This is a genomic window from Altererythrobacter epoxidivorans, from assembly GCF_001281485.1.
Classification (GTDB): domain Bacteria; phylum Pseudomonadota; class Alphaproteobacteria; order Sphingomonadales; family Sphingomonadaceae; genus Erythrobacter; species Erythrobacter epoxidivorans.
In genome coordinates, this window is sequence record NZ_CP012669.1 from 1,064,589 (window position 1) to 1,086,878 (window position 22,290).

General features: G+C 59.0%; 21 protein-coding genes. 11 read left to right on the plus strand and 10 right to left on the minus strand.

Features of this window, described 5'->3' with window-relative positions:
- Positions 1-47: 47 nt before the first annotated feature.
- Positions 48-1,856, plus strand: a complete 1,809-nt coding sequence (locus AMC99_RS05435; protein ID WP_061923822.1) for an acyl-CoA dehydrogenase C-terminal domain-containing protein — start codon at positions 48-50, stop codon at positions 1,854-1,856.
- Between the two features lie 54 nt (positions 1,857-1,910).
- On the opposite strand, the gene AMC99_RS05440 is transcribed toward AMC99_RS05435, so the two are convergent.
- From AMC99_RS05440 to tyrS, 6 genes are all read right to left on the minus strand, one after another.
- Positions 1,911-2,603: a dienelactone hydrolase family protein gene (locus tag AMC99_RS05440; protein WP_232301516.1), complete on the minus strand. Its 693-nt coding sequence runs from the start codon at positions 2,601-2,603 to the stop codon at positions 1,911-1,913.
- Positions 2,600-3,532, minus strand: a complete 933-nt coding sequence (locus AMC99_RS05445; RefSeq protein ID WP_061923828.1) for a phosphatase PAP2 family protein — start codon at positions 3,530-3,532, stop codon at positions 2,600-2,602. Before AMC99_RS05445 ends, AMC99_RS05440 begins: the two co-directional genes overlap by 4 nt.
- Before the next feature lie 106 nt (positions 3,533-3,638).
- Positions 3,639-4,556 carry a cysteine synthase A gene (gene cysK / locus AMC99_RS05450; RefSeq protein ID WP_061923832.1) on the minus strand — a complete coding sequence of 306 codons (918 nt, stop codon included), beginning with the start codon at positions 4,554-4,556 and terminating at the stop codon, positions 3,639-3,641.
- A gap of 2 nt (positions 4,557-4,558) precedes the next feature.
- Positions 4,559-5,776, minus strand: coding sequence for an MFS transporter (locus AMC99_RS05455; protein ID WP_232301541.1), 1,218 nt, complete (start codon positions 5,774-5,776; stop codon positions 4,559-4,561).
- 149 nt (positions 5,777-5,925) lie between these two features.
- A complete protein-coding gene (locus AMC99_RS05460; protein ID WP_198143577.1) occupies positions 5,926-6,264 on the minus strand; it encodes a PilZ domain-containing protein in 339 nt (112 codons plus the stop codon).
- A 119-nt stretch (positions 6,265-6,383) separates the two neighbouring features.
- Positions 6,384-7,613, minus strand: coding sequence for a tyrosine--tRNA ligase (gene tyrS, locus AMC99_RS05465; RefSeq protein ID WP_061923840.1), 1,230 nt, complete (start codon positions 7,611-7,613; stop codon positions 6,384-6,386).
- Positions 7,614-7,691: 78 nt separating this feature from the next.
- Between tyrS and AMC99_RS05470 the strand changes: the two genes are divergently transcribed.
- From AMC99_RS05470 to AMC99_RS05480, 3 genes are read left to right on the plus strand one after another with little or no spacing between them, the layout of a single operon-like run.
- Positions 7,692-8,213: a DOMON domain-containing protein gene (locus tag AMC99_RS05470; protein WP_061923843.1), complete on the plus strand. Its 522-nt coding sequence runs from the start codon at positions 7,692-7,694 to the stop codon at positions 8,211-8,213.
- Positions 8,210-9,412 (plus strand): exo-beta-N-acetylmuramidase NamZ family protein, encoded by a 1,203-nt coding sequence (locus tag AMC99_RS05475; protein WP_061923846.1) that lies wholly within the window; start codon positions 8,210-8,212, stop codon positions 9,410-9,412. Before AMC99_RS05470 ends, AMC99_RS05475 begins: the two co-directional genes overlap by 4 nt.
- Positions 9,413-9,425: 13 nt before the next feature.
- Positions 9,426-10,670, plus strand: a complete 1,245-nt coding sequence (locus tag AMC99_RS05480) for a M24 family metallopeptidase (protein ID WP_061923849.1) — start codon at positions 9,426-9,428, stop codon at positions 10,668-10,670.
- On the opposite strand, the gene AMC99_RS05485 is transcribed toward AMC99_RS05480, so the two are convergent.
- Positions 10,667-11,311 carry an immunity protein Imm33 domain-containing protein gene (locus AMC99_RS05485; protein ID WP_061923852.1) on the minus strand — a complete coding sequence of 215 codons (645 nt, stop codon included), beginning with the start codon at positions 11,309-11,311 and terminating at the stop codon, positions 10,667-10,669. The genes AMC99_RS05480 and AMC99_RS05485 overlap by 4 nt on opposite strands.
- 11 nt (positions 11,312-11,322) lie before the next feature.
- The gene (locus AMC99_RS05490) at positions 11,323-12,504 is read right to left on the minus strand and encodes a vWA domain-containing protein (RefSeq protein ID WP_061923854.1); all 1,182 of its coding nucleotides are present in this window, start codon (positions 12,502-12,504) and stop codon (positions 11,323-11,325) included.
- 132 nt (positions 12,505-12,636) lie between these two features.
- Between AMC99_RS05490 and AMC99_RS05495 the strand changes: the two genes are divergently transcribed.
- The 3 genes from AMC99_RS05495 (at position 12,637) to AMC99_RS05505 (ending at position 16,585) form a co-directional block, all read left to right on the plus strand.
- A complete protein-coding gene (locus AMC99_RS05495) occupies positions 12,637-14,034 on the plus strand; it encodes a methyl-accepting chemotaxis protein (protein WP_061923857.1) in 1,398 nt (465 codons plus the stop codon).
- 84 nt (positions 14,035-14,118) lie between these two features.
- Positions 14,119-15,534 carry a methyl-accepting chemotaxis protein gene (locus tag AMC99_RS05500; RefSeq protein WP_061923860.1) on the plus strand — a complete coding sequence of 472 codons (1,416 nt, stop codon included), beginning with the start codon at positions 14,119-14,121 and terminating at the stop codon, positions 15,532-15,534.
- A 193-nt stretch (positions 15,535-15,727) separates the two neighbouring features.
- A complete protein-coding gene (locus AMC99_RS05505; RefSeq protein ID WP_198143578.1) occupies positions 15,728-16,585 on the plus strand; it encodes a methyl-accepting chemotaxis protein in 858 nt (285 codons plus the stop codon).
- Positions 16,586-16,600: 15 nt separating this feature from the next.
- On the opposite strand, the gene AMC99_RS05510 is transcribed toward AMC99_RS05505, so the two are convergent.
- A complete protein-coding gene (locus tag AMC99_RS05510) occupies positions 16,601-17,458 on the minus strand; it encodes an AAA family ATPase (protein WP_061923866.1) in 858 nt (285 codons plus the stop codon).
- 112 nt (positions 17,459-17,570) lie between these two features.
- Here AMC99_RS05510 and AMC99_RS05515 point away from each other — a divergent pair, with 112 nt between their 5' ends.
- A complete protein-coding gene (locus AMC99_RS05515; protein ID WP_061923869.1) occupies positions 17,571-18,779 on the plus strand; it encodes a bifunctional alpha/beta hydrolase/OsmC family protein in 1,209 nt (402 codons plus the stop codon).
- A 231-nt stretch (positions 18,780-19,010) separates the two neighbouring features.
- Positions 19,011-19,898, plus strand: coding sequence for a type II toxin-antitoxin system prevent-host-death family antitoxin (locus AMC99_RS05520; RefSeq protein WP_061923872.1), 888 nt, complete (start codon positions 19,011-19,013; stop codon positions 19,896-19,898).
- A gap of 38 nt (positions 19,899-19,936) precedes the next feature.
- Here AMC99_RS05520 and AMC99_RS13975 read toward each other — a convergent pair whose 3' ends face one another.
- A complete protein-coding gene (locus AMC99_RS13975; RefSeq protein ID WP_157058260.1) occupies positions 19,937-20,152 on the minus strand; it encodes a hypothetical protein in 216 nt (71 codons plus the stop codon).
- On the opposite strand from AMC99_RS13975, the gene AMC99_RS05525 reads away from it, so the two are divergent.
- Both AMC99_RS05525 and AMC99_RS05530 read left to right on the plus strand, forming a co-directional pair.
- Positions 20,151-20,615, plus strand: a complete 465-nt coding sequence (locus AMC99_RS05525) for a TadE/TadG family type IV pilus assembly protein (RefSeq protein WP_061923874.1) — start codon at positions 20,151-20,153, stop codon at positions 20,613-20,615. The genes AMC99_RS13975 and AMC99_RS05525 overlap by 2 nt on opposite strands.
- A gap of 13 nt (positions 20,616-20,628) precedes the next feature.
- Positions 20,629-22,275, plus strand: coding sequence for a pilus assembly protein TadG-related protein (locus AMC99_RS05530; RefSeq protein ID WP_198143579.1), 1,647 nt, complete (start codon positions 20,629-20,631; stop codon positions 22,273-22,275).
- The last annotated feature ends 15 nt before the right edge of the window (positions 22,276-22,290 follow it).

Here is a 22,290-nt window from a genome sequence, read left to right on the forward strand (position 1 = left end):
AAGAGCGTTTCGCTGCACCGATAAATTCCCCACGCAAGGACACGCAGATGCCCAGCTATAAAGCCCCCAATCGCGACTTCCGCTTCATCATCAACGAGATGCTCGACATCGAAAGCTATGGGAACCTTCCCGGTTTCGAGGGCGCGACGCCCGACATGGTTGAATCGATTCTCGACGAATCGGGCAAGTTCACATCCGAAGTCATCGCCCCGCTGAACCGCGTCGGCGATATCGAAGGATGCACCCGCCACGAAGACGGCTCGGTAACGACGCCGACCGGCTTCAAGGAAGCTTTCGACATGTACCGCGAGGCGGGCTGGGGCACGCTGTCGCAGCCGGAAGAGCTGGGTGGCCAGGGCCTTCCGCAGGTAGTCGGCTTCGCGCTGAAAGAGATGATGTCGTCCGCCAACCAGGCGTTCGGCATGTATCCGGGCCTGACCAACGGCGCGATTGCTGCCCTGTTGGCCAAGGGTACGGACGAGCAGATCCAGACCTATGTCCCCAAGATGGTGACGTGCGAATGGACCGGCACAATGAACCTGACAGAGCCGCATTGCGGTACCGATCTGGGTCTCATCCGCACGAAGGCAGAGCCTAACGGTGACGGTAGCTATGCAATCACCGGCACCAAGATCTTCATCTCGGCCGGTGAGCACGACATGGCGGAAAACATCATCCACCTCGTGCTGGCCAAGACACCGGGTGCTCCCGACAGTTCAAAGGGTATTTCCCTGTTCGTCGTGCCAAAGTTCCTCGTGAACGAGGATGGATCAGTCGGCGAACGCAACGGCGTCGTCTGCGGTTCGATCGAGCACAAGATGGGCATCCACGGCAATTCGACCTGCCTCCTCAACTACGACGGCGCCAAGGGTTGGCTCGTCGGCGAGGAGAACAAGGGTCTGGCTGCAATGTTCATCATGATGAACGAAGCGCGCCTCGGCGTTGGCATGCAGGGCCTCGCACAGGCCGAGGCAGCCTATCAGAACGCCGTCGCCTATGCGCTCGATCGTCGCCAGGGCCGCGCCCTTACCGGTCCGGCAGAGCCTGAAGCGAAGGCCGACCCTATCTTCGTTCACCCCGACGTTCGCCGCATGCTGATGGACGCGAAGGTCTTCAACGAAGGCATGCGTGCACTCTGCCTGTGGGGCGCCTTGCTCGAAGATTTGAGCCACAAGGCCCAGACCGAGGAAGAACGCGCCGAAGCGATGGAGATGATCAGCCTGCTGACGCCCGTCATCAAGGGTTACGGCACCGACAAGGGCTATGAAGTCGCCAACAATATGCAGCAGGTGTTCGGCGGCCATGGCTACATCGAAGAATGGGGCATGAGCCAGTTCGTTCGCGACAGCCGTATCGCGCAGATCTACGAAGGCACTAACGGTGTCCAGGCCATGGACCTTTGCGGCCGTAAGCTGGCCCAGAATGGTGGCGCGGCGATCCAGGCATTCTTCAAGCTCGTGGGCGAGGAAATTGCGTCAGCGAAAAGCAACGAGAAGTTGGCTCCGGTTGCCGAGCGCCTCGAAAAAGCGCTTGGCGAACAGCAGGCTGCGACGATGTGGTTCATGCAGAACGCCATGACCAATCCGAACAATCTTGGTGCTGGCGCGCATCACTACATGCACATCATGGGCATTGTGACGCTGGGTTATATGTGGCTTCGCATGGCCAAGGTCGCTGTTGCAAAGCTCGCAGACGGTAGCGCTGCGGATCCCGCATTCTACGAAGCCAAGCTCGTTTCGGCGAAGTATTACGCCGAGCGTTACCTGCCGGATGCAGGCGCGCTTCGCCGCAAGCTCGAAGCTGGTGCAGAGCACATGATGGCCCTGCCGGAAGAGGCATTCCTCACCGCAGCCTGATTTGCGAACAATCTATTGGAAGAGGCCCGGGCGTTTGTCTGGGCCTTTTTCTTTTTAGCCAAGTTCCTCGTCGAGCAGGCTCATCAGCGCGGCCCAGCTTTGGCGGTCGGCACTCGCGTCATAGGCAACAGCGCCCGTCGGTGAGGGATTGGGATTGGTAAAGCCGTGTGGAACGCCGCTGTAGGAATGGAAATGCCAATTGGCCCCGGCCCGGTCCATCTCTTCCCAGAAAGTGGTGACATGATCGCGCGGTACGAGAGTGTCGGCATCGCCGTGGCAGACCAGAATGCGGGCCTTGACAGCGCCTTCTTCCGCAGGGCGGAGCGTTTCGAGCAAACCGTGGAAGCTTGCCACGACAAACAGGTCGGCTCCGTCGCGGGCCAGTTCGAGCACCGCCTGCCCGCCCATGCAGAACCCGATCGCTCCTATTGGCAAGTCCGGTGCAATCTTTCCCAACGCCGCGAGGCTCGCACGAAGGCGGGCGCGATGCGCATCGGGATTAGAGACCAGAGCACGGGCCCATTCTTGCGACTGGGCGAAATCTGCGGGGGTTGCCCCGTAAAAGTCGCAGATCATCGCCAAGAAGCCGGCGTCCGCCAGCGCGCGCGCCTTCGCTTCGACAGCAGGGGTCGGGTTCATGATGGTAGGAAAGACGGCGACTGCGGCACGAGCAACGCCCGAGGGACGGTACAGGGTGCCCTTGAGATCAATCGCGCCGTCCCGATAGCTGATTTCCTCAATCGTCACGCTTTCCGGTCCTCCAACTGCATCAGCCGCACCGCTCTGCCCATCAGCCACCATATCAACGGCACCGCAGCAGTCGAGAACAGGCCGTCGACAGCGTAATGCCATCCGAGATGCACTGAGCCGACTAGGATCGCGAGGTGATAGAATATCGCAAGGATCGTCTGCCAGCCCCAACCGAAGCGGTTGTGCAGCATCAGCACGATCAGCATGGTCATTCCGCAGTGGACGGAGGGAAGGGCGCTGATGCCATTTCCGATCGCCTCGTTTCCCGCGCTTTCCAGTAGGTATCCTTGCACCTTCAGCGCGGTGGCATTTTGCGCGGCGAGTGCCTGTTCAAGTCCGGTGAACGGATTGGCCGGATAGAAGTCGCCGTAGAAACACGGGCCGACGGAAGCGAAAACGATCGCCAGGATATTTCCGAGCAGGATCCATACGAGAAAATAGCTGAGCGCCGCCCTGACGCGGAACGCGGGTTCCTTTGCGAAGGCTGCGAAACCGAATGCCAGGAGCATTACGGGCAGCCACAGCAGATAAATCATGTCGATGAATTGCGAAGCGAGGGGTGACAACATTTCGTGTGTCAGCCGCCAGGGATCGGTCCCGAAGATCGCCCGGTCCCAGCGCGTGAAAAGCGGGTCGGCCCAATATTCATTGATCGACGGGATGGAGACCTTGATCGCGCGATAGGCACGGTTGACGAGCACATAGCAGCCCAGCAGCACGATACCCGATGCGAAGCGTTGGCGGTTCGCGACCAGCGTGTCCTTCACATCCCCGATGAGATTGTCTGGACGAGCAAGGACTGCCCGAACCAGCAGCACGAGGAAGATCAGGATCGGCGGAATGACGAGGATCGACACAGCCTCGCCGATGGTCGTCAGCGTGAAGTAATCGGCCAGCGCGCGGTCGCCGATGACGAGCGCGAGCACGAAATGCGCGATTGCCAGAGCGACGACCCAGCGGATGATCCATTCCCCCTACACGGATGCAACGGGACTAGCTTGCCGGATTGAGGGCGCGCAAGCCCTGCCGGATTTATTCCGGCAGGAAATCGGGCACCGAAAGATAGCGCTCGCCCGTGTCGTAATTGAAGCCGAGGACCCGCATGCCGGGTTCGATTTCGGGCAAGGCGCGCTTGATCGCGGCCAGGGTTGCGCCGGAAGAGATCCCGACGAGCATTCCTTCCTCGCTAGCGGACCGGCGGGCCATTTCCTTCGCATCTTCAGGATCGACCTGGATCGCACCGTCGATCGACTGGGTATGCAGGTTTTCCGGGATGAAGCCCGCACCAATGCCCTGGATGGGGTGGGGAGAGGGCTGGCCGCCTGAAATAACCGGCGAAAGGCTGGGTTCGACCGCGAACGCTTTCATCTGTGGCCAGTGCCGCTTCAGTTCCTCAGCGCAGCCGGTCAGGTGTCCGCCGGTGCCAACACCTGTGATAAGAACGTCGATCGGCGTATCGGCGAAATCTTCGAGGATTTCCTTGGCGGTCGTCCGCACATGGACCTTCCAGTTGGAATCATTGTCGAACTGGCTTGGCATCCAGGAATTTTCGGTTTCAGAAATGAGCTGCGTGGCACGTTCGATCGCGCCTTTCATGCCCTTTTCCTTGGGGGTCAGGTCGAAACTCGCGCCATATGCCAGCATCAGCCTGCGACGTTCGAGCGACATAGATTCCGGCATGACGAGCACGAGCTTGTAACCCTTCACCGCCGCCGCCATCGCAAGGCCGATACCAGTGTTGCCGCTGGTGGGCTCGATGATCGTGCCACCGGGCTTGAGCGCGCCGCTGGCCTCTGCATCTTCGATCATGGCAACGCCAATACGGTCCTTGATTGAACCGCCCGGATTGCTGCGCTCTGACTTGATCCAGACCTCGTGATCAGGAAACAGCTTGGACACCCTGACATGCGGGGTGCGGCCGATGGTTTCGAGGATATTGGCAGCTTTCATGGCTAACTCCTGATCTTTTGTTCTGTGCTGTCTTCCAGCAATTCGGGAGGAGGGTCGAACGTCTTCGTCGTCCGCAAGACCGGAAACAGCTTCGCCCAGAGTAACACAGTTGCGATGGCCCCGGCACCCCCGGTTACGACCGCCGCGACCGGCCCCAGCAGGAATGCCAAGCTTCCCGAGAAGAAGTCGCCGAATTCGTTCGATGCGCTGATGGTCAATTGTGAGACTGCCGAAACGCGGCCCCGCTTGTCGTCAGGCGTGTGAAGCTGGATCAGCGATTGGCGGATATAGACGCTGAACATATCGGCGGCGCCGACGATGAACAGCATCGCAAGGCTCAGCGGCATCGATGTCGACAGGCCGAAGATGACCGTGGCGCAACCGAAAATGCCGACCGCCCAGAGCATCTTGGGACCGACATTGTTCTTGAGCGGATTGATCGAGAACCACAGTGCCGTGACTGCTGCCCCGCTGGCGGGTGCCATGGCAAGGTGGCTGAGGCCGGTTGCGCCGACCTGCAGGATGTCGCGCGCATAAACCGGGAAAAGAGCCGTGGCACCGGCGAGGAAAACCGCAAACAGATCTAGGGTGATGGAACCCAATACCATCTTGTTCTGGATCACGTAATGCAGGCCATCAACGATCTGGCTGACGGGGTGGACACCCTTCTTCAACGCTGGCTGCGGGACGTTGCCGATGAACGCGATTGCGAGGAATGCGACGATGAAAAGTCCCGCCGCAGCCGCATAGGGTGCTGCCGGATCGAGGACATAGAGATAGCCACCCAGGGCCGGTCCTACGATCATCCCGACCTGCCAACTGATCGAAGACAGTGCGATGGCATTGGGCAGGATCGATTTCGGAACCAGGTTGGGAGCGAGCGCTGAAAGCGCCGGACCCGAAAAAGCCCGCGCAATGCCGAGCAGGACGGCAACAGTGAACAGGATGGCGAGGCTGATGACTCCCGACCAAGTCGCCCAGGCGAGGCCGACCGCGCACAGCATCTGGAGCGTCACGGTCAGGCGGGCAATGTTCCTGCGGTCGAACTTGTCGGCTGCTAATCCGGCGAATGGCGTCAGGACGAACAGGGGCGCGAATTGCAGCAAGCCGATCAGCGCAAGCTGGCCCGAGGCTGCTGCCAGCCCCAGTCCGTCGTCACGCGCTATATTGTAGGTCTGCCACCCGATGATTAGCAGCATGGCATATTGAGCCAGCGTCATCGTCAGCCGCGCGAGCCAGTATGCCCGGAAATTGGCGATTTTGAACGGGTGGTTTTGGGTGGTGTCGGCGTCGCTCACGCATACGCAATGGCAGGCCGCAGAGGGCCTGCCAAGACGTCAAAATCTAGCTGATTTGGAAGCGTAACTACTTAGCGCGAACGGCGCAGGCGCGGGTTCGGCTGAAGCGTGTCGATGATCGCCATGAAATCGTCGAGACGGATGATCCGTTCGAACTGAAATCCGGCACGATCGTCGCGGTTCCATATGACATAGGCCTCGATCCGCCCGACGACAGGCAGGCGAATGATCACGCGGTCCCCGCGCTGCAATCCTGCAGAATCGTCGACCATGAAGCCGTGCGCTGAAATATTGGCGACATGCATATTGATGTCACCACGCTTGTGATGCTCGACGATCACCGGAAAATCGACCGGGTGACGCGCCGCGCGGCGCATGTCGGTTACGCTAAGGTTTGCTCCCGCAGACACAGATGTGACCCTCCACTGCTTGGTTGTCAGCGATCACTAATGCGCCAGAAAGGCTGATATTTTGTAAAGGCTTACTGTCCTATTTTGGGACAGCGTCCATGTCCCCCAAATGGGGGAGGTCAGCGATAAAGCAGTCCGTGCTTCTTCTTGCCGAGGCTGATCTTGATCGGGTCAGGCCCATCGGGAAGCACGAGGAAACCGGGATCGGTGACCACCTGTTCGTCCAGTTTGACCGCGCTTTCTGCCAGTTTCCGCTTTGCCTCGCCATTCGACTGGGTGAAGCCGATTGCGGTCAGCACGGCACCGATCCGCATCCCTTCCTCGCCAACGGAGAGCGTCGGCAGGTCCTCGCCCGCACCGCCGCCGGCGAAGGTTTCCTTCGCAGTGGCTTCGGCGGCCTTGGCTGCTTCCTCGCCGCGGACGAGCTTCGTGATTTCGTTGGCGAGCACGACCTTGGCGTCGTTGATCTCAGCGCCTTCGAGCGATTCAAGGCGTTCGATCTCGTCGAGTGGAAGGTCGGTGAACAGGCGGAGGAAGCGCCCGACGTCGCGGTCGTCCACGTTGCGCCAGTATTGCCAGAAGTCGTAGCTCGGCAGCTGCGCTTCATTGAGCCATACCGCGCCGGCAGCGGTCTTGCCCATCTTCGCGCCATCTGCCGTGGTCAGCAGCGGCGTGGTCAGGCCGAACAGTTCGGTCCCGTCCATGCGCCTGCCGAGCTCCATGCCGTTGACGATGTTGCCCCATTGATCGCTGCCGCCCATCTGCAGGCGCACGCCCATTTCCTTGGCCAGGTAGCGGAAATCATATCCCTGCAGGATCATGTAATTGAATTCGAGGAAGGTCATCGGCTGTTCGCGGTCGAGGCGCAGCTTGACCGAATCGAAAGTGAGCATCCGGTTCACGGTGAAATGCGTGCCCACTTCCTGCAGCAGCTCGATGTAACCGAGCTTGCCCAGCCAGTCGTTATTGTTGACCATGACCGCGTCGGTCGGACCGTCGCCGAACTTGAGCAGCTTTTCAAAAACGGTGCGGATGCCGGCGATATTCTCTTCGATCGCCTCGTCGGTCAGCATCTTGCGGCTCTCGTCGCGGCCGGTCGGATCGCCGATACGTGTCGTACCGCCACCCATCACGACGACCGGCTTGTGCCCAGCCTGCTGAAGGCGACGCAGCATCATGATCTGCACCAGGCTGCCAATGTGCAGCGAGGGTGCCGTGGCGTCGAAGCCGATATATCCGGGAATGACCTGCGTCTGGGCGAGGGCGTCCAGACCCTCTGCATTGGTCATCTGGTGGATATAGCCGCGTTCGGAAAGAACACGCAGGAGATCGGATTTGTAGGTGCTCATGATGCGCCGCCTCTAGCAGCGGACGAAGCGTCGTGTAAGCCTCTTGCGGTGCGCTTCTCACAAACTTAGGCAGCGATAATGAAATCCCTGATTTTGCATCCGGATTGCGTCGACGGCCCAATCAATTCGATCAGCGCGAGCCTCGATCCAACATCGCAGGGCTTTGAGGTCGAATACCGTGTGGCAGGCGATCTGGCGCGCGTCCGGTTTCCGGAGCATCAAGTTGCCGAACGGACGGACGGGCTGTGGAAGGCGACCTGTTTCGAGGTCTTCTGGCAGGGCAAGGGCGAGATCGCCTATCGCGAGTTCAACTTTTCGCCATCGAGCCGATGGGCAAGCTATGCCTTTACGGCCACGCGCGAGGGAATGAGCAACGCGCCGGTCGATGCAATAGCTATTGCTTGCTCGCGCAATGACCGGGAATTCATCCTGAAGGCCAGTGTCGCGACCTCTCTGCCTTTACCCGCTACAGCGGGGCTAACTTCCGTCATCGAACTGGAAAATGGGGACATCCAGTACTGGGCGCTTGCCCATCCTGCAGGTAAGCCCGACTTCCACCACGCTTGTGGCAGGACCATCGAACTGGAGACCCTTGAATGACTGTTCTTTTCGGCATCGACCGGCTCCTGACGGAGGACAAGCTGCTTGCCGAGCTTCAGGGCAAACGGGTCGCTTTGGTCGCGCATCCGGCATCTGTGACAGCCAACCTCGTCCATTCACTCGATGCATTGATCGAATGCGGTGTGAACGTGACCAGCGCTTTCGGACCTCAGCACGGACTGAAGGGCGACAAGCAGGACAACATGGTCGAAACTGCGGATGAAACCGATCCACAATACGGCATCCCGGTTTTCTCGCTCTATGGAGAAGTGAGGCGCCCGACGGGACAGATGATGTCGTCTGCCGACGTTTTCCTCTTCGATCTCCAGGACCTCGGCTGCCGCATCTATACCTTTGTAACGACCCTGCTCTATCTCCTTGAAGAAGCGGCCAAAACAGGAAAAGCCGTATGGGTTCTCGACAGGCCTAATCCGGCCGGCCGACCGGTCGAAGGCACGCTTCTGGTACCGGGCCAGGAGAGTTTCGTCGGAGCAGCCCCGATGCCTATGCGCCACGGCCTGACGATGGGCGAAATGGGCCACTGGTTCATCGACCATTTCGGCCTCGACGTCGATTACCGCGTGATCCAAATGGAAGGCTGGGATCCCGATGGTCCCGGGCATGGCTGGCCCACGGACCGGATCTGGATAAATCCCAGCCCGAACGCGGCCAATGTAAACATGGCACGGGCCTATGCCGGTACGGTAATGCTCGAAGGTGCGACCTTGAGCGAGGGCAGGGGCACTACCCGGCCGCTCGAAGTGCTGTTCGGCGCACCTGACGTCGATGCGAAGGCTGTCTTCACGGAAATGGCATCGCTCGAACCAGACTGGCTCGCAGGCTGCGCTTTGCGCGAATGCTGGTTCGAACCTACCTTTCACAAGCACGCAGGTTCACTCTGCAACTCTCTGATGATCCACGCAGAAGGTCCGTTTTACGACCATGAACGCTTCCGGCCATGGCGGCTTCAGGCGCTTGCCTTCAAGGCGATCCGCAATCTCTATCCGGATTACGATCTCTGGCGCGACTTCCCCTATGAGTACGAGCTCGACCGGCTCGCCATCGACGTGATCAACGGCGGCCCCGCGCTGCGTGAATGGGTCGATGACAAGGCGGCGCAACCGGGCGATCTGGACGCGCTTGCGTCCAATGACGAGGCAAGCTGGATTGCAACATTGCGCCAGCACCTGCTGTACTAGAGGGGGCGGGGTTATGGACCGACGCAGATTTATCGCAGCGACGGCAACGGCGGCCGCAACTCCATTCGCTTTCTCGTCGGGTAGCCTGGCTTTTGGCGACGAATTGCCAAATCTTGCGGCGAATGCATCGCCGATCAGCGTCGAGGAGCGCCTTTCCCGTGTCGCGATGGCGGCCTCGCTCATGCAGGCCAACGATATCGATGCAGTGCTGGTAGAGGCGGGGTCCAGTCTGGTCTATTTCACCGGCGTACATTGGTGGCGCAGCGAGCGACTGACGGGTGCCGTGCTGACCCGCGACGGCGAGATCGCCATTGTGACACCATTCTTCGAGGAACCATCGGTCCGCGAAAGCCTGGCGATCGAGGCGGAAATCCTCACCTGGGACGAGGATGAAGATCCTCTGGCCCTGATTGCCGAATGGCTTGGATCACGCGGCCTAAAGTCTGGCAAGATCGGGATCGAGGAAACCGTGCGTTTCTTCGCCGTCGATGCATTGGGTCACGCCATGCCCGAAGCTCAGATTACCAGCGCAAATCCGGTCGTACGCGGTTGCCGGATGCGCAAATCGCCGGCCGAACTCGCCCTGATGCAAACCGCGAACGAGATTACTCTGGCCGCCTATCGTTACGCTTTTCCGCGCATCGAAGAGGGGATGACACCACAGGACATCGGCGCCCTTATCAACGGTGCGACCCGGCAGATGGGTGGATCGCCCGAATTCGCACTGGTCCTGCTGGGTGAAGCGAGTGCGTACCCCCACGGGACCGGCAAGCCGCAGCATGTGCGCGACGGCGAGGTCGTATTGCTCGACAGCGGCTGCAATGTGCATGGATATCAATCGGATATTTCCCGAAGCTTCGTATTCGGTGAAGCGACGGCGAAACAGCGAATGGTCTGGGCTCAGATGCGCATGGGGCAGGAGGTGGCTTTCGAGGCCGCAAAGATCGGTGTGGAGGCCGGGCAGGTCGACGACGCCGTACGTCAGTATTACGAATCGCTGGGCTACGGCCCAGGGTACAAGTTGCCCGGGACCTCGCACCGGACAGGGCACGGGATCGGCCTCGACGGGCATGAACCGGTCAACCTCGTACGCGGCGAGACAACCGCGCTTGCGGCAGGCATGTGCTTTTCGAACGAGCCAGGGATCTACATTCCCGGCGAATTCGGGATCAGGCTGGAAGACTGCTTCTATATGACGGAGAGTGGGCCGCGCTGGTTCAGCGAGCCAGCACGATCGATAGACGCCCCCTTCGGCTAGCGATCCAGTTCGATGTATTGCTGCGCTTCCTCATCCCATTGGAAGGCGCATGGGTGATCCCGGTCGACCAGGTCGACCCAGCGGTCGTCGGCATTGAGGACTGCGCCGATGGCGATGTAGCGCGGCTTGTCGCCGTTCTCCTTGTCGATAGCGATGGCCCCGACCGTTCCCCTGATCCGCCACCCGCTGTCGAGGTATTTGTCGCCATCCTCGGTCATGTCCGGCTCTTCACGGTAGAGGTAATCGGCATGGCAACGGCCATCGGCAACGCATGCGTCGACGAAACAGCGATCCCAGTAGGTTCTCCGTGGTTCGACTTCTGGAAGTTCGCGGCCATCCCCGGTGAAAACGCCGATGACATGGTCGATCGGAACCGTGACGGGATCGCCGCAAGCCAGGTTCACCATGTCCGATGGTTCGTTGTCGAGCACACCGACAAACGCGCCGGCTGTGCGGTTTTCGATGCGCATCCACATGCGTTCGGCATCGTAAGCGCCATCACGATCGACAAAGATCGCCTTTACCAGATCGCCTTCGCGCGCCGCGGCCACGTGCTCGGGATGCGGCAATTCGAATGTATAGGGGCTTTCGGCGGCAATCGGTCGCGGGTCGCGCAGGCTGATACCGTCGGGCAGGCTCATCGAACCGAAGTCTACCCGTGCTTGCGGCTCAGTTCGCGCATTGCGTCATCGAGACCGTCGAGCGTGAGCGGGTACATCCGATCATTTACCAGCTGCTTGATGACCTTGGTCGACTGGGAATAATTCCACTGCTTCTCGGGCACCGGGTTCAGCCAAACGGTCGCAGGATAGGTGTTGGTCACACGCTGCATCCAGATCGCGCCTGCCTCTTCGTTCATATGCTCCACGCTGCCGCCGGGATGGGTAATCTCGTAGGGGCTCATCGCGGCATCGCCTACGAAGATGACCTTGTAGTCGTGACCATATTTGTGAAGCACGTCCCAGGTCTTGGTACGTTCCTGCCAACGGCGCTTGTTATCCTTCCACACGCCTTCGTAGAGGCAGTTGTGGAAATAGAAAAACTCGAGGTTTTTGAACTCGGTAGTCGCCGCACTGAACAATTCTTCGCACAGCTTGATGAAAGGATCCATCGAACCGCCGACATCGAGGAACAGCAGCAGTTTGACCGCGTTGCGCCGCTCCGGCCGCATATGGATATCGAGCCAGCCCTGCTTGGCCGTGCCGTCGATCGTCGCGTCGATGTCGAGCTGGTCGGCCGCACCTTCGCGTGCGAAGCGGCGCAGTCGGCGAAGGGCCATCTTGATGTTGCGGGTACCCAGTTCCTTGGTGTTGTCGAGGTTCTTGAACTCGCGCTTTTCCCAGACCTTGATCGCGCGTTTGTGCTTGCTCTCGCCGCCGATCCGCACGCCTTCCGGATTGTAGCCCGAATGGCCGAAGGGCGAGGTGCCGCCCGTGCCGATCCACTTGTTGCCGCCCTCGTGGCGTTTTTGCTGCTCTTCGAGCCGCTTCTTCAGCGTTTCCATGATCTCGTCCCAGTCGCCCAGGCTCTTGATCTTCTCCATCTCTTCTTCGGAGAGGAATTTCTCGGCAACGGCCTTAAGCCAGTCCTCGGGGATTTCCACGGGGTTCTGTCCGTAATCCGACAAGATACCTTTGAAAACCTTCGCGAATACCTGGTCGAACCGGTCGATCATCCCTTCGTCCTTCACGAAGGTGGCGCGCGAGAGGTAATAAAACTCCTCGGGGCTCTGTTCGATCACATCCTTGTCGAGCGCCTCGAGCAAGGTGAGGTGTTCCTTGAAGCTCGCGGGAATGCCCGCTGCGCGAAGCTCGTCGACGAAGTTGAAAAACATTCCGCACTCCTAGCGCCGCTCCGCGCTCAGCGCCAGCGGCTGCATTAATTGCATCAGGCTTAAACATTCGGAAACCATGAACGGTTACCTGTGTCCACTGACTATTTCGAAATTCGGGGTTCGGGGCGCTAGATGAAAGCAATTGAGATAAACGGCGAGGGTGTTCAGGCGCTTGATCGTATTCCTGCCAGCTGCGGGGATGTGACCGTCAGTTGCACCGATGTCGCGGGCATTCTCCAGGCTGTCATCGAATCGTCCGAAAAACTGCGTGACGAACATACGGCCCTGCGGGGGACCGTAACCGAGCTTGAGGCTGATCAGGAAAAGGTCGCCGAAGCCAGCGACGAAGCTCGCCTCCTGTCCGAACGTGCGATCGAACGGCTTGGTGAGGGCACGAGCCTGATCCACGCATCGCTCGGCAAGATCAATTCGGTCCTCGGGCTGGTCGAAGCGCTTTCGCAGCATGTTACGAGCTTCGCCGCCGCGATGGAACAGGTGCGTCGCAGCGCCAAGGACATCGAGGAAATTGCCGAAACGACCAATATCCTCGCCCTCAATGCAACGATCGAGGCGATGCGCGCAGGTGATGCCGGACGGACATTTGCTGTCGTCGCAGGCGAAGTGAAAAGCCTCGCGAACGATACGCGCAAGGCAACCGACGAGATTTCAGCCACGGTCGAAGCGCTGGGATCCGAGGCGAGCCTCGTCATCGAACGCATCCAGACCGGCTCGCAGGCAAGCGACGAGGCCAAGGCCTCCGTCTCGCAGATCGAGCGGACCATTTCGAGCGTTGGAGAACTTGTCGAGGAAGTCGACAAGCAGAACGACCAGATCGCACGTTCGACCAGCACGATCAGCGGCCATGTCCAGCGCGTCCAGAACGTGCTCGACAGCTATGACACGGCGGCCATCGATAACGAGGCCAAGCTCGAACAGGCGCATAGCCGGATGGAAGAGCTGGAATTGACTGCCAGCGACATGTTCGACCAGATCGTGAAGGCCGGGCTTTCGCCCGAGGACAGTGTACAGGTCGAGCGCGCCCAGAGCGTTGCGCGCCGTGTTGCCGAAACGGCAGAAAAGGCCATCGCGGAAGGCAAGCTCAGGATCGATGCGATGTTCGACCAGAACTATCGCGAAGTGCCGGGCACGAATCCGAAACTGTTCCGCACGTCGTTCAGCGATTGGGCCGATGCCAACTGGCGCCCGATTTTCGATGGTGTGGTTGCCGACGGCGGCGTCGTTCGCATGTGTTCGAGCGCCGACATGAACGGCTTCCTGCCGACGCATATCACCGATTGTTCGCGTAAGCCGACGGGCGATCTCGCGCATGATACGAAATACTGCCGCAACGGCCGGATCATGCTCGAAGGCGTCGATATTGCCGCGAAGAAGAGCACCGCGCCATACATGATGGCGGTCTATCGCCAGGAAGGCGACGGCAAGACCTACCATATCGTGCGCAATGTCTATGTTCCGATCATCGTAAACGGTCGGCGCTGGGGTGATTTCGAGCTGGCCTACGTACTTTGAGATAATCAAATAGCCGCCGCTATCGCTGACTTGGAAAATATCGAGCAGCGTGGGCAATCAGGCGGCCATTTGTCGGGAGGGCAAATGACCGAGTATCGCAAGATAGAGATTTCCGAAGAGACCGTTCTTCGCGGATTGCCCGACAATTGCGGGCGTGTGGTCGATACCGCTTCCAATGTCGCTGGGCTGATTTCCAGCGTGATAGGCAGCAGCAACAGCCTTCGCGACGATCACCTGGCATTGCGCCAGAACATCCAGGAACTCGAAGCCGACCAGGACCGCGTCAGCCAGGCGAGCGACGAAGCCCGCCTGCTGTCCGAAAAAGCCATCGCCAGGCTTGGCGAGGGGACCGAACTGATCAGCGGATCGCTCGAACGGATCAACGAACTGATCGAACTCGTCGGCGCGCTGACCGATCATGTGACCGGCTTTGCCGCCGCCATGGACCAGGTGCGCCGCAGCACGCTCGACATCGAGAAGATAGCCGAGACGACGAACATGCTCGCGCTCAATGCCTCTATCGAGGCGCAGCGGGCGGGTGATGCAGGCGCGAATTTTTCGGTCGTGGCGACAGAGGTCAAGACGCTCGCCGCCAATACGCGCAAGGCCACCGAAGAAATCGGCAAGACCATGGATGCTCTCGCGTCCGAGGCCGGCACAGTCATCACCCAGATCGAGGATGGTGCATCCGAGAGCCGCCTGGCGCAGGAAAGCGTCTCTCGCATCGAGCAGACGCTCGGCAGCGTTGTCCAGTTGGTCGAAGAGGTCGACAAGCAGAACGACCAGATTGCGCGCTCGACCTGCACCATCAGCGACCACGTGTTGCGAGTGAAGGATGTCCTTGAATCCTTCGATGCGGCATCCGACGCCAACGACCGCCAGCTGAGCCGATCGAGCGAGCGCCTTACCGGTCTGGAAGATATTGCCAACGACCTGTTCAACCAGCTCGTTCATTCCGGCGTCGCCGCGATCGATGAGAGGATGGCGAAAGCGGCCACCGAAGGTCACGCGGAGGCAATGCGCGTCACCGAGCAGGCCCTTGCCGACGGCGTCATCAGCGAAAGCCAGATTTTCGACGAGAATTACCAGGAGATCGCGGGGAGCAAACCAAAGCGTTATCGCAACCGCCTGATGGATTGGGCGCACGAAAATTGGCGACCCATCCTGGACGCAACGACGGAGAAGGATGACGCGATCATCTTTGCGTTGCTGAATGACATGAACGGCTATCTGCCGACCCATATCTCGGCGCAATCCCAGGCGCCGACAGGCGACCTGAAGCATGACGAACTTTATTGCTTCAACGGGCGGATGATTGAGGTCGATCGGCGCAAGTGGGAAAGCATGCCGCTCGAAACCTACAGCATGTACACTTATCGCCAGCCACGCGCGGACGGTAAGTTCTGGCTGATGCGTTGCGCCAGTATTCCGTTTGTAATCAATGGTCGGCGTTGGGGTAACTTCGTTGTGGGTTATCGCCTCCGAAGCGATCGGAAATGACGCAACAAGAGCTTTTCTAAAATTACAAGAAATACACAAAATGAGCAATAATAGAATGTTTACTGGGCTGGCGTAATCTAAGCTCAGTCGAACAGGAGATTCGATCCGGAAAGCGATGCTTGTTCAGCCAGTATGAGACTGGCGATCTGGCGCAGGAGCGTCGGGAGAGGTCGGTATGGGACAGCTCAATCCTATGATGCATAAAGGCGGGATCACCGCCTCGAGTGCTCGCCTTCTTGAAGGTTTCGACGACGTCTCGAACACTCTCGCAGCAGCGCTTGCCGCAAACGATGCCGGTCGGACCGGTCGCTACGAGCTCAAGACCATCCTCGCGAAGATTGCGACCGACCAGCAGGTAATGAGCCAGGCGAGTGGCGCGACCCAGGCAATCTCCGAAGATGCACTCGAGCAATTGGGCAATGGCACAGCGGTCATCGATTCTACACTGGGAGAGATCGAAGAACTCATTGCCATCATGCCCGAACTGATGGAGCGCATTGCAGGCTTTTCGAAGGCGATGGAGGTTGTGCAGAAAGCGGCCAACAAGATCGCGGAATTGGCCGATGCGACCGACATCCTGTCATTGAATGCGCGGATCGAGGCGGCTGTCTCCGGCAGCAGCGGCGATAATTTCCAGACTGTCGCGAGCGAAGTCCAGGCGCTGTCGGTCAAGGCCAAGGCGGCGGCTTCCGGGATCAACCGCACGGTGAACGCACTCGCGTCCGAAACGAAGACCATGAGCGAGCGTGTTTCGACGGGTGCCGACGCGTGCAGCGATGTTTCCCATTCTATTGGTCAGATCAAGCAGACCATCCAGGATGTCTGCGTCTCGCTGGTCGAGGTGGACAGTGCCCAGTCCCGCATCGGGGACGTGAGCAATCACATGTCGGAAAACCTCGCAAAGTCTACCAAGGCGATCGACGCCGGTGATGGCCGCCTAGGGAATCACGGCCGGGAAATTGCCGCTGCGTCCGAGCGTATCGTCAGCCTGAAAGAGCGGACCGAGGATCTGCAGCGCTTCGTCAAGCAGATCGAAGCACCGCAAACCTGATTTTCCTGCGTCAGATCAGCTCGGGTTGCGGCGTGCCATGAAGGCAAGCCGTTCGAACATCATCACGTCCTGTTCGTTCTTCAGCAGCGCACCGTGCAGCGGCGGAATTGCACTGTTGGGATTGCTGTCCTGCAGGACTTCCAGCGGCATGTCTTCGTTCAGGAGCAGCTTCAGCCAGTCGAGCAGTTCGCTGGTGCTGGGCTTCTTCTTCAGGCCCGGAACGTCGCGCAGTTCGTAGAAGATATCCATCGCCTTGCTGACGAGTGTCTTCTGGATGCCCGGATAGTGGACTTCGATGATGTCCTTCATCGTCTCGCGGTCGGGGAACTTGATGTAGTGGAAGAAGCAGCGGCGCAGGAAGGCGTCGGGCAGTTCCTTCTCGTTGTTCGAGGTGATGACGACGATCGGGCGCTCCTTGGCCGCGATCCGCTCGTGCGTTTCGTACACGTCGAAACTCATGCGATCGAGTTCTTGCAAGAGGTCGTTCGGGAATTCGATGTCGGCCTTGTCGATTTCGTCGATCAGCAGGACGGGCAGTTCGGGGCTGGTGAAGGCCTCCCACAGCTTGCCCTTCTTGATGTAGTTCGAAATGTCGTGGACGCGTTCGTCGCCGAGCTGGCCGTCGCGAAGACGGGCAACCGCGTCGTATTCGTAGAGGCCCTGCTGCGCTTTGGTCGTCGATTTGACGTTCCATTCGATCAGCGGCGCACCGGTCGCCTTGGCGATTTCATGCGCCAGCACCGTCTTGCCGGTGCCGGGCTCGCCCTTGACCAGGAGCGGTCGGCGCAAGGTCACTGCGGCATTCACTGCGACTTTCAGGTCATCGGTGGCGATATACGAGCTGGTGCCCTCGAAGCGCGTCGTCTCGGTCATGTAGGCTCCCTTGGAGTTTCGCTTTGCAACTTGACGTTTGCGTTAGGGGGAGGGCACGCGAAGAGCAAGAGCGCGTTGCATCAGCATACCGCGAATAGCAAACGGAGCGAGAATGCCGACAGAACCTGTTTCCATCCAGACTGCATCGGGACACACTCTGGCGGGATCGCTGGAAATGCCGACCGGCCTGGTCCGCGGCGCGGCGTTGTTCGCGCATTGCTTCACTTGCACGAAGAATTCGCGTGCAGCGGTCGAAGTCGCTCGTGCACTGGCGCGCGAGGGCATTGCATGCCTCAGGTTCGATTTTACCGGCCTGGGCGACAGCGAGGGTGATTTCGGGAAGGCCGGTTTCGTCACCGATGTTGCGGATATCGCCCATGCGGCAAACTACCTCTATCAGCGCTTCGGCACGGCAATACTCATGGTCGGGCACAGTCTCGGTGGGGCGGCGGTCCTGGCGGCTGCCGATCAGCTGGAAACGGACACCGTGGCAGCGATCGCGACCATCGGTGCCCCTTCCGATGTGCCGCATGTACTGTCGAATATCGACGGCGACCTGGACGCAATCCGTGAGACAGGCGAGGGTCAGGTAAAGATCGGCGGGCGGGAGTTCTCGCTCGGCAAGGATTTCATCGAGCGGACCTCCGCAGTCGATCTGCTGGAGGAGGTGGGAAGGCTGCGCAAGCCGCTGCTGATCCTTCATAGCCCGACCGACGAGGTGGTCGGTGTCGATCATGCCAGCACTTTGTTCGCTGCTGCGAAGCATCCGAAATCCTTTGTCAGCCTTGCCGGAGCAGACCATCTGCTGCTTGATGATGCAGACGCGCATTTCGCCGCAATGATGATTGCCAGCTGGGCGCAGCGCTACCTTCCGCTCAAGGAGGATTGGCCTCTCCCTGCAGAAGGCGTGGTCGTGAAATCCGGTCATGGAAAGTTCGGGACGGAAGTGCACTCTGCGCGTCACCGGTTCATCGTTGACGAGCCGCGCGATTACGGAGGGGATGATACAGGTCCGACGCCATACGATCTTTTGAACGCATCATTGGGTGCGTGCACGTCAATGACACTGAAGATGTATGCAGATCGGGTCGGCTTCCCCCTGGAAAGTGTGACGGTGCACGTGACTCACGAGCGCGATTACCATGCAGATTGCGAAAATTGCGAGAAGGGTGTGCGGATCCAGGCATTGCATCGCAAGATCGAGTTACACGGTGACCTCGATCAGAGCGAAGTGGCGGAATTGCTCGAAATTGCCGACAAATGTCCGGTTCATCGAACCTTGGAAGGAAAACTCGAAATACTAACCGAGCGGATTTCCTAGCGTGGAGCGGCAAACCCGACTTTCAGGTTTTGGATAGTCGATTTCCGAAAATTGCAGAAATTGTGAACGATCACCACGAAACCAATATTGATCCACATCAAAAAGCAGGGATAGCTTGTGGTTGAATTTAAGTAAATTCAGGCTTTTAATTGACTTTTTAACATAATGAGCGTCAATATGACGTTCGTCGCATCTGGGGAGATGAGCCACTTGTTCTGAAGGGGCACAGCGATGAACGAAGATAATCGTAATGTAACTGCGGCAGATTTTGTCCGCCACTTCGCGAAATATCGCGAAGCTGCGCAAACGGGGCCAGTAATCGTCACCAACCACGGGCGTAAAACACACGCTTTATTGTCGATTGCAGATTACGAGGAAGCGCAGGGTTATGCTTCCAAATCGGCGTCGGGTGAAGCGGCCGATCCGCTTGAAGTAATCGAAAATTTTGCCAACTGGATCTCTGAGTCCCTGATGGTGATGGACCACGATCTGAAGATCGAGACCGTCAACCAGCAGCTGGAAATGATGCTTCACAAATCGCGCAAGGACCTGATCGGTCTGACCGTGACGGACCTCCACGTGAATATTCGTGGCAGTGTTGCGGAATCCCTCCTGATCCGGACTTCCACTACCGGCCAGTCGAGCGTTGCCGACTTCCCTTCGTTTTTCAACGTAGGGCGCTGGATACACATGCGTTGTTTTCCGTGGGGCGATCACATTGTCGCGTTGTTTCGCGACATAACCGAAGAGGTCACCAATTTCCGGCTCGCCGATGTCAAGGAATCGATCCTGGCAGCGATGGATATACACGGTGGCATCGGATACGCGCGCCTGTCGCCGCGGGGCACGATCGACCGTTGTGACAAGGCATTGGCCAAGAAACTTGGCTTGAACGAAGATCGCCTGGTTGGTGTGCCGTTCGTCGATCTTGTCGATGTGAAATCTCGCGTCGAATTCCGAGAAGCGCTGGAGAAATGCCTGCGCAACAATGTGGGCGAGAGGATCCAGACGAGCCTGCTGACGAATTCGGGCACTCTCCTTTCAGGCGTAGCCGGTATTCACGGCCTGCACGGTGCCTATGGTGTAGAAGGCGCAATCGTCGTTCTTACTATAGAGTAGATTTTTCTGAACTACAGAACAGGCGATTCGTTTCTGCGTTAGCGGAGCGAATTCGCACGTTGATTTAAATCAATGGAAAAATCAGTACTTGGCTGCCACTTGCGCAAAATCACAGGTAAATCGAATTTAACTATGAACGCGATTCCGCCAGTTATGTTTGTGTGCGCCGCAGCAAGCGCTGCGTAATTTGCGAAATTTTCGTATTTCGACTGTTCTACATCGTGTTTAAGCCTTTTGGCGATAGTAGCGGTCATGGAAACCGCAACGATCACTCACAAGATGAATGGCGACGCGGGGTCGTCGCCGTGCATCTTCCATCGCTTCCGCACTAACGAGGACGGGTCCGTTCTCGCGGAGTCCGCATTCGTCATCCCGATGCTCATCGCGATGATGTTCGCGGTCCTTACCTACGCAACCTGGTTCATGCAGGCTCACAGTATCCAGCAGGTCACCAATGATGCCGCGCGGGCGAGCCTGGCAGGCATGACAGAGGCCGAACGACTTAGTCTTGTCCAGGATTCGATCGAAGCTAGCCTGCTGGAGCGCAACGGTATCGAATATGAAAACGTCGCCGTATCCACGAGCCGCGACGACCAGTTCTACACCGTCACCCTTCGCTATGACGTCGGCGGGAATGCTCTGTTCAAGAGCTCATTCGTTCCGCTGCCAAGCGAAACGATAGCCCGCTCAGCCACCGTCGAACTGCCGACCTACTGACTGGACGATGATCATGGCAAAGAACACTCTCAAATCCCTACTGAGAAGCGAAAGCGGCGCTTCGGCCATACTCTTCAGCCTGGCTGCGCCGCCCCTGCTCGGTGCGACCGCGATCGCCATCGATTTCGGCATGCTCTATCTCGAGGAGCGCGACCTTCAGGGCGTGGCAGATGCAGCTGCGATGGCTGCCGTCCTGCCAACCGATATTCCGAGTTATGGCGAAGAGAAAGTACAGGGCATTCTCGATCAGTCGCCCGAGCTCGACATCCGCATCGTGTCGGTAAAACCGGGCAAGTTCAACGCGGATACCGGGGTGAGCATGTCCGACCGCTTCGTCGAGAACGACGACGAGGCCAATGCCGTCGAAGTCCAGCTGGAACGGCGGGTGCCGCTGATGCTCGGAAAGCTGATGGGCAAGGAATTTTCGTCCGTCACGGCGCGGGCGAGGGCGGCGCGGACCGATCTCGTCGCCTTCGATCTCGGCAGCGATCTGCTCGGCTTCGACAAGAACTTGCCGGGCCGGTATCTGGAGGCTCTTGCCGACACCAATCTCGGCCTCAATCGCATCGAAGTGAACGCGATCCTGGGGGCGCAGGTGGATGTCGGTCTCTTCGCTGAAATCCTGCGCGACAGGATCGGGGATGAGGACGACACCCTCGGGGATGTATTTTCGGGCGAAGCTTCGCTCTACGAGATCGTGTCGGCGATGGCTGCTGCAGCCAGCACTTCTGATGGGCAGGAGGCGCTCGAACGCATTGCCAACCAGTTGAGCGATGACGAGATCGCCCTCAGCAGCCTCGTAAATCTTGGTCCTTTGGGTCGCCAGATGGCCGATCGTGGCAGCGACCGGCTCAATGTCGGCGCGTACATGATGCTGCGGGCCGCCCTGCAGAATGCGCAGGGTGATGAATACTCGGCAGAGATCAGGACCGAGATCCAGAGCTTCGGGTCGGTCGATGTGAAGATAGCTGGTGGACAACACACCACGTCTTCACCCTTCCTCGCCGTCGATCCTCTCAAGAAGATCACCCTCTACACGACCGAAACGCGCATCGCTGTGGAGGCAAAGACTACGGCGCAGAGCATCGGTGCCGTTAAAGTGCCGCTCTATCTGGAGCTGGCACCGGCAGAAGCGCAGATTTACGATGTCGAATGCGACCCTTCGGAAAGCGACAACGGCGTAACGCTCCGGGTCAAGCCGTCGATCGGATCGGCCAAGATCGGCGAAGTCGACGATGGCGATTTCTACGATTTCTCGACCAACCCCACGGTTGCGAAAGGAACCCTGATCGATACGCCGGTCCTGGATATTCTCGGCTACGCGGACCTGTCGGTAGGCGGCGACCAGAACCAGTATCCTCGGCTCTCGCTTGCAGAAATCCGGGCAGGCACGCGCAAGCGCGTGGCGACCAATGACACAGTCCAGGCGCTGATCAATTCGCTGATCAGCGATCTCGATGTCGAAATCAGGACCCTCGATATCGGGCTCGGCCGGCAAAGCACTGCGATAGAAGACAGGCTGCTGCGTGGTCTTGCGAATATTGCGCCATCGGTCGATGCCGTGCTCAATGAAGTGACCGACATGGTCGGCGTCAAACTGGGTGTCGCCGATGTCGGGGTGACCAGCCTGTCATGCGGCCGCCCGACGATTATCGGCTGATTTTCGGGTCCGGTT

Excerpts from the sequence above, each read along its gene's own strand:
- AMC99_RS05480 (WP_061923849.1), top strand. The coding sequence starts at position 9,426 with ATGGACCGACGCAGATTTATCGCAGCGACGGCAACGGCGGCCGCAACT.
- AMC99_RS05510 (WP_061923866.1), bottom strand. The coding sequence starts at position 17,458 with ATGACCGAGACGACGCGCTTCGAGGGCACCAGCTCGTATATCGCCACC.
- tyrS (WP_061923840.1), bottom strand. The coding sequence starts at position 7,613 with ATGAGCACCTACAAATCCGATCTCCTGCGTGTTCTTTCCGAACGCGGC.
- cysK (WP_061923832.1), bottom strand. The coding sequence starts at position 4,556 with ATGAAAGCTGCCAATATCCTCGAAACCATCGGCCGCACCCCGCATGTC.
- AMC99_RS05520 (WP_061923872.1), top strand. The coding sequence starts at position 19,011 with ATGAACGAAGATAATCGTAATGTAACTGCGGCAGATTTTGTCCGCCAC.
- AMC99_RS13975 (WP_157058260.1), bottom strand. The coding sequence starts at position 20,152 with ATGACCGCTACTATCGCCAAAAGGCTTAAACACGATGTAGAACAGTCG.
- AMC99_RS05515 (WP_061923869.1), top strand. The coding sequence starts at position 17,571 with ATGCCGACAGAACCTGTTTCCATCCAGACTGCATCGGGACACACTCTG.
- AMC99_RS05475 (WP_061923846.1), top strand. The coding sequence starts at position 8,210 with ATGACTGTTCTTTTCGGCATCGACCGGCTCCTGACGGAGGACAAGCTG.
- AMC99_RS05490 (WP_061923854.1), bottom strand. The coding sequence starts at position 12,504 with ATGTTTTTCAACTTCGTCGACGAGCTTCGCGCAGCGGGCATTCCCGCG.
- AMC99_RS05435 (WP_061923822.1), top strand. The coding sequence starts at position 48 with ATGCCCAGCTATAAAGCCCCCAATCGCGACTTCCGCTTCATCATCAAC.
- AMC99_RS05500 (WP_061923860.1), top strand. The coding sequence starts at position 14,119 with ATGACCGAGTATCGCAAGATAGAGATTTCCGAAGAGACCGTTCTTCGC.
- AMC99_RS05455 (WP_232301541.1), bottom strand. The coding sequence starts at position 5,776 with ATGACGCTGGCTCAATATGCCATGCTGCTAATCATCGGGTGGCAGACC.
- AMC99_RS05530 (WP_198143579.1), top strand. The coding sequence starts at position 20,629 with ATGGCAAAGAACACTCTCAAATCCCTACTGAGAAGCGAAAGCGGCGCT.
- AMC99_RS05525 (WP_061923874.1), top strand. The coding sequence starts at position 20,151 with ATGGAAACCGCAACGATCACTCACAAGATGAATGGCGACGCGGGGTCG.
- AMC99_RS05495 (WP_061923857.1), top strand. The coding sequence starts at position 12,637 with ATGAAAGCAATTGAGATAAACGGCGAGGGTGTTCAGGCGCTTGATCGT.
- AMC99_RS05505 (WP_198143578.1), top strand. The coding sequence starts at position 15,728 with ATGATGCATAAAGGCGGGATCACCGCCTCGAGTGCTCGCCTTCTTGAA.
- AMC99_RS05485 (WP_061923852.1), bottom strand. The coding sequence starts at position 11,311 with ATGAGCCTGCCCGACGGTATCAGCCTGCGCGACCCGCGACCGATTGCC.
- AMC99_RS05470 (WP_061923843.1), top strand. The coding sequence starts at position 7,692 with ATGAAATCCCTGATTTTGCATCCGGATTGCGTCGACGGCCCAATCAAT.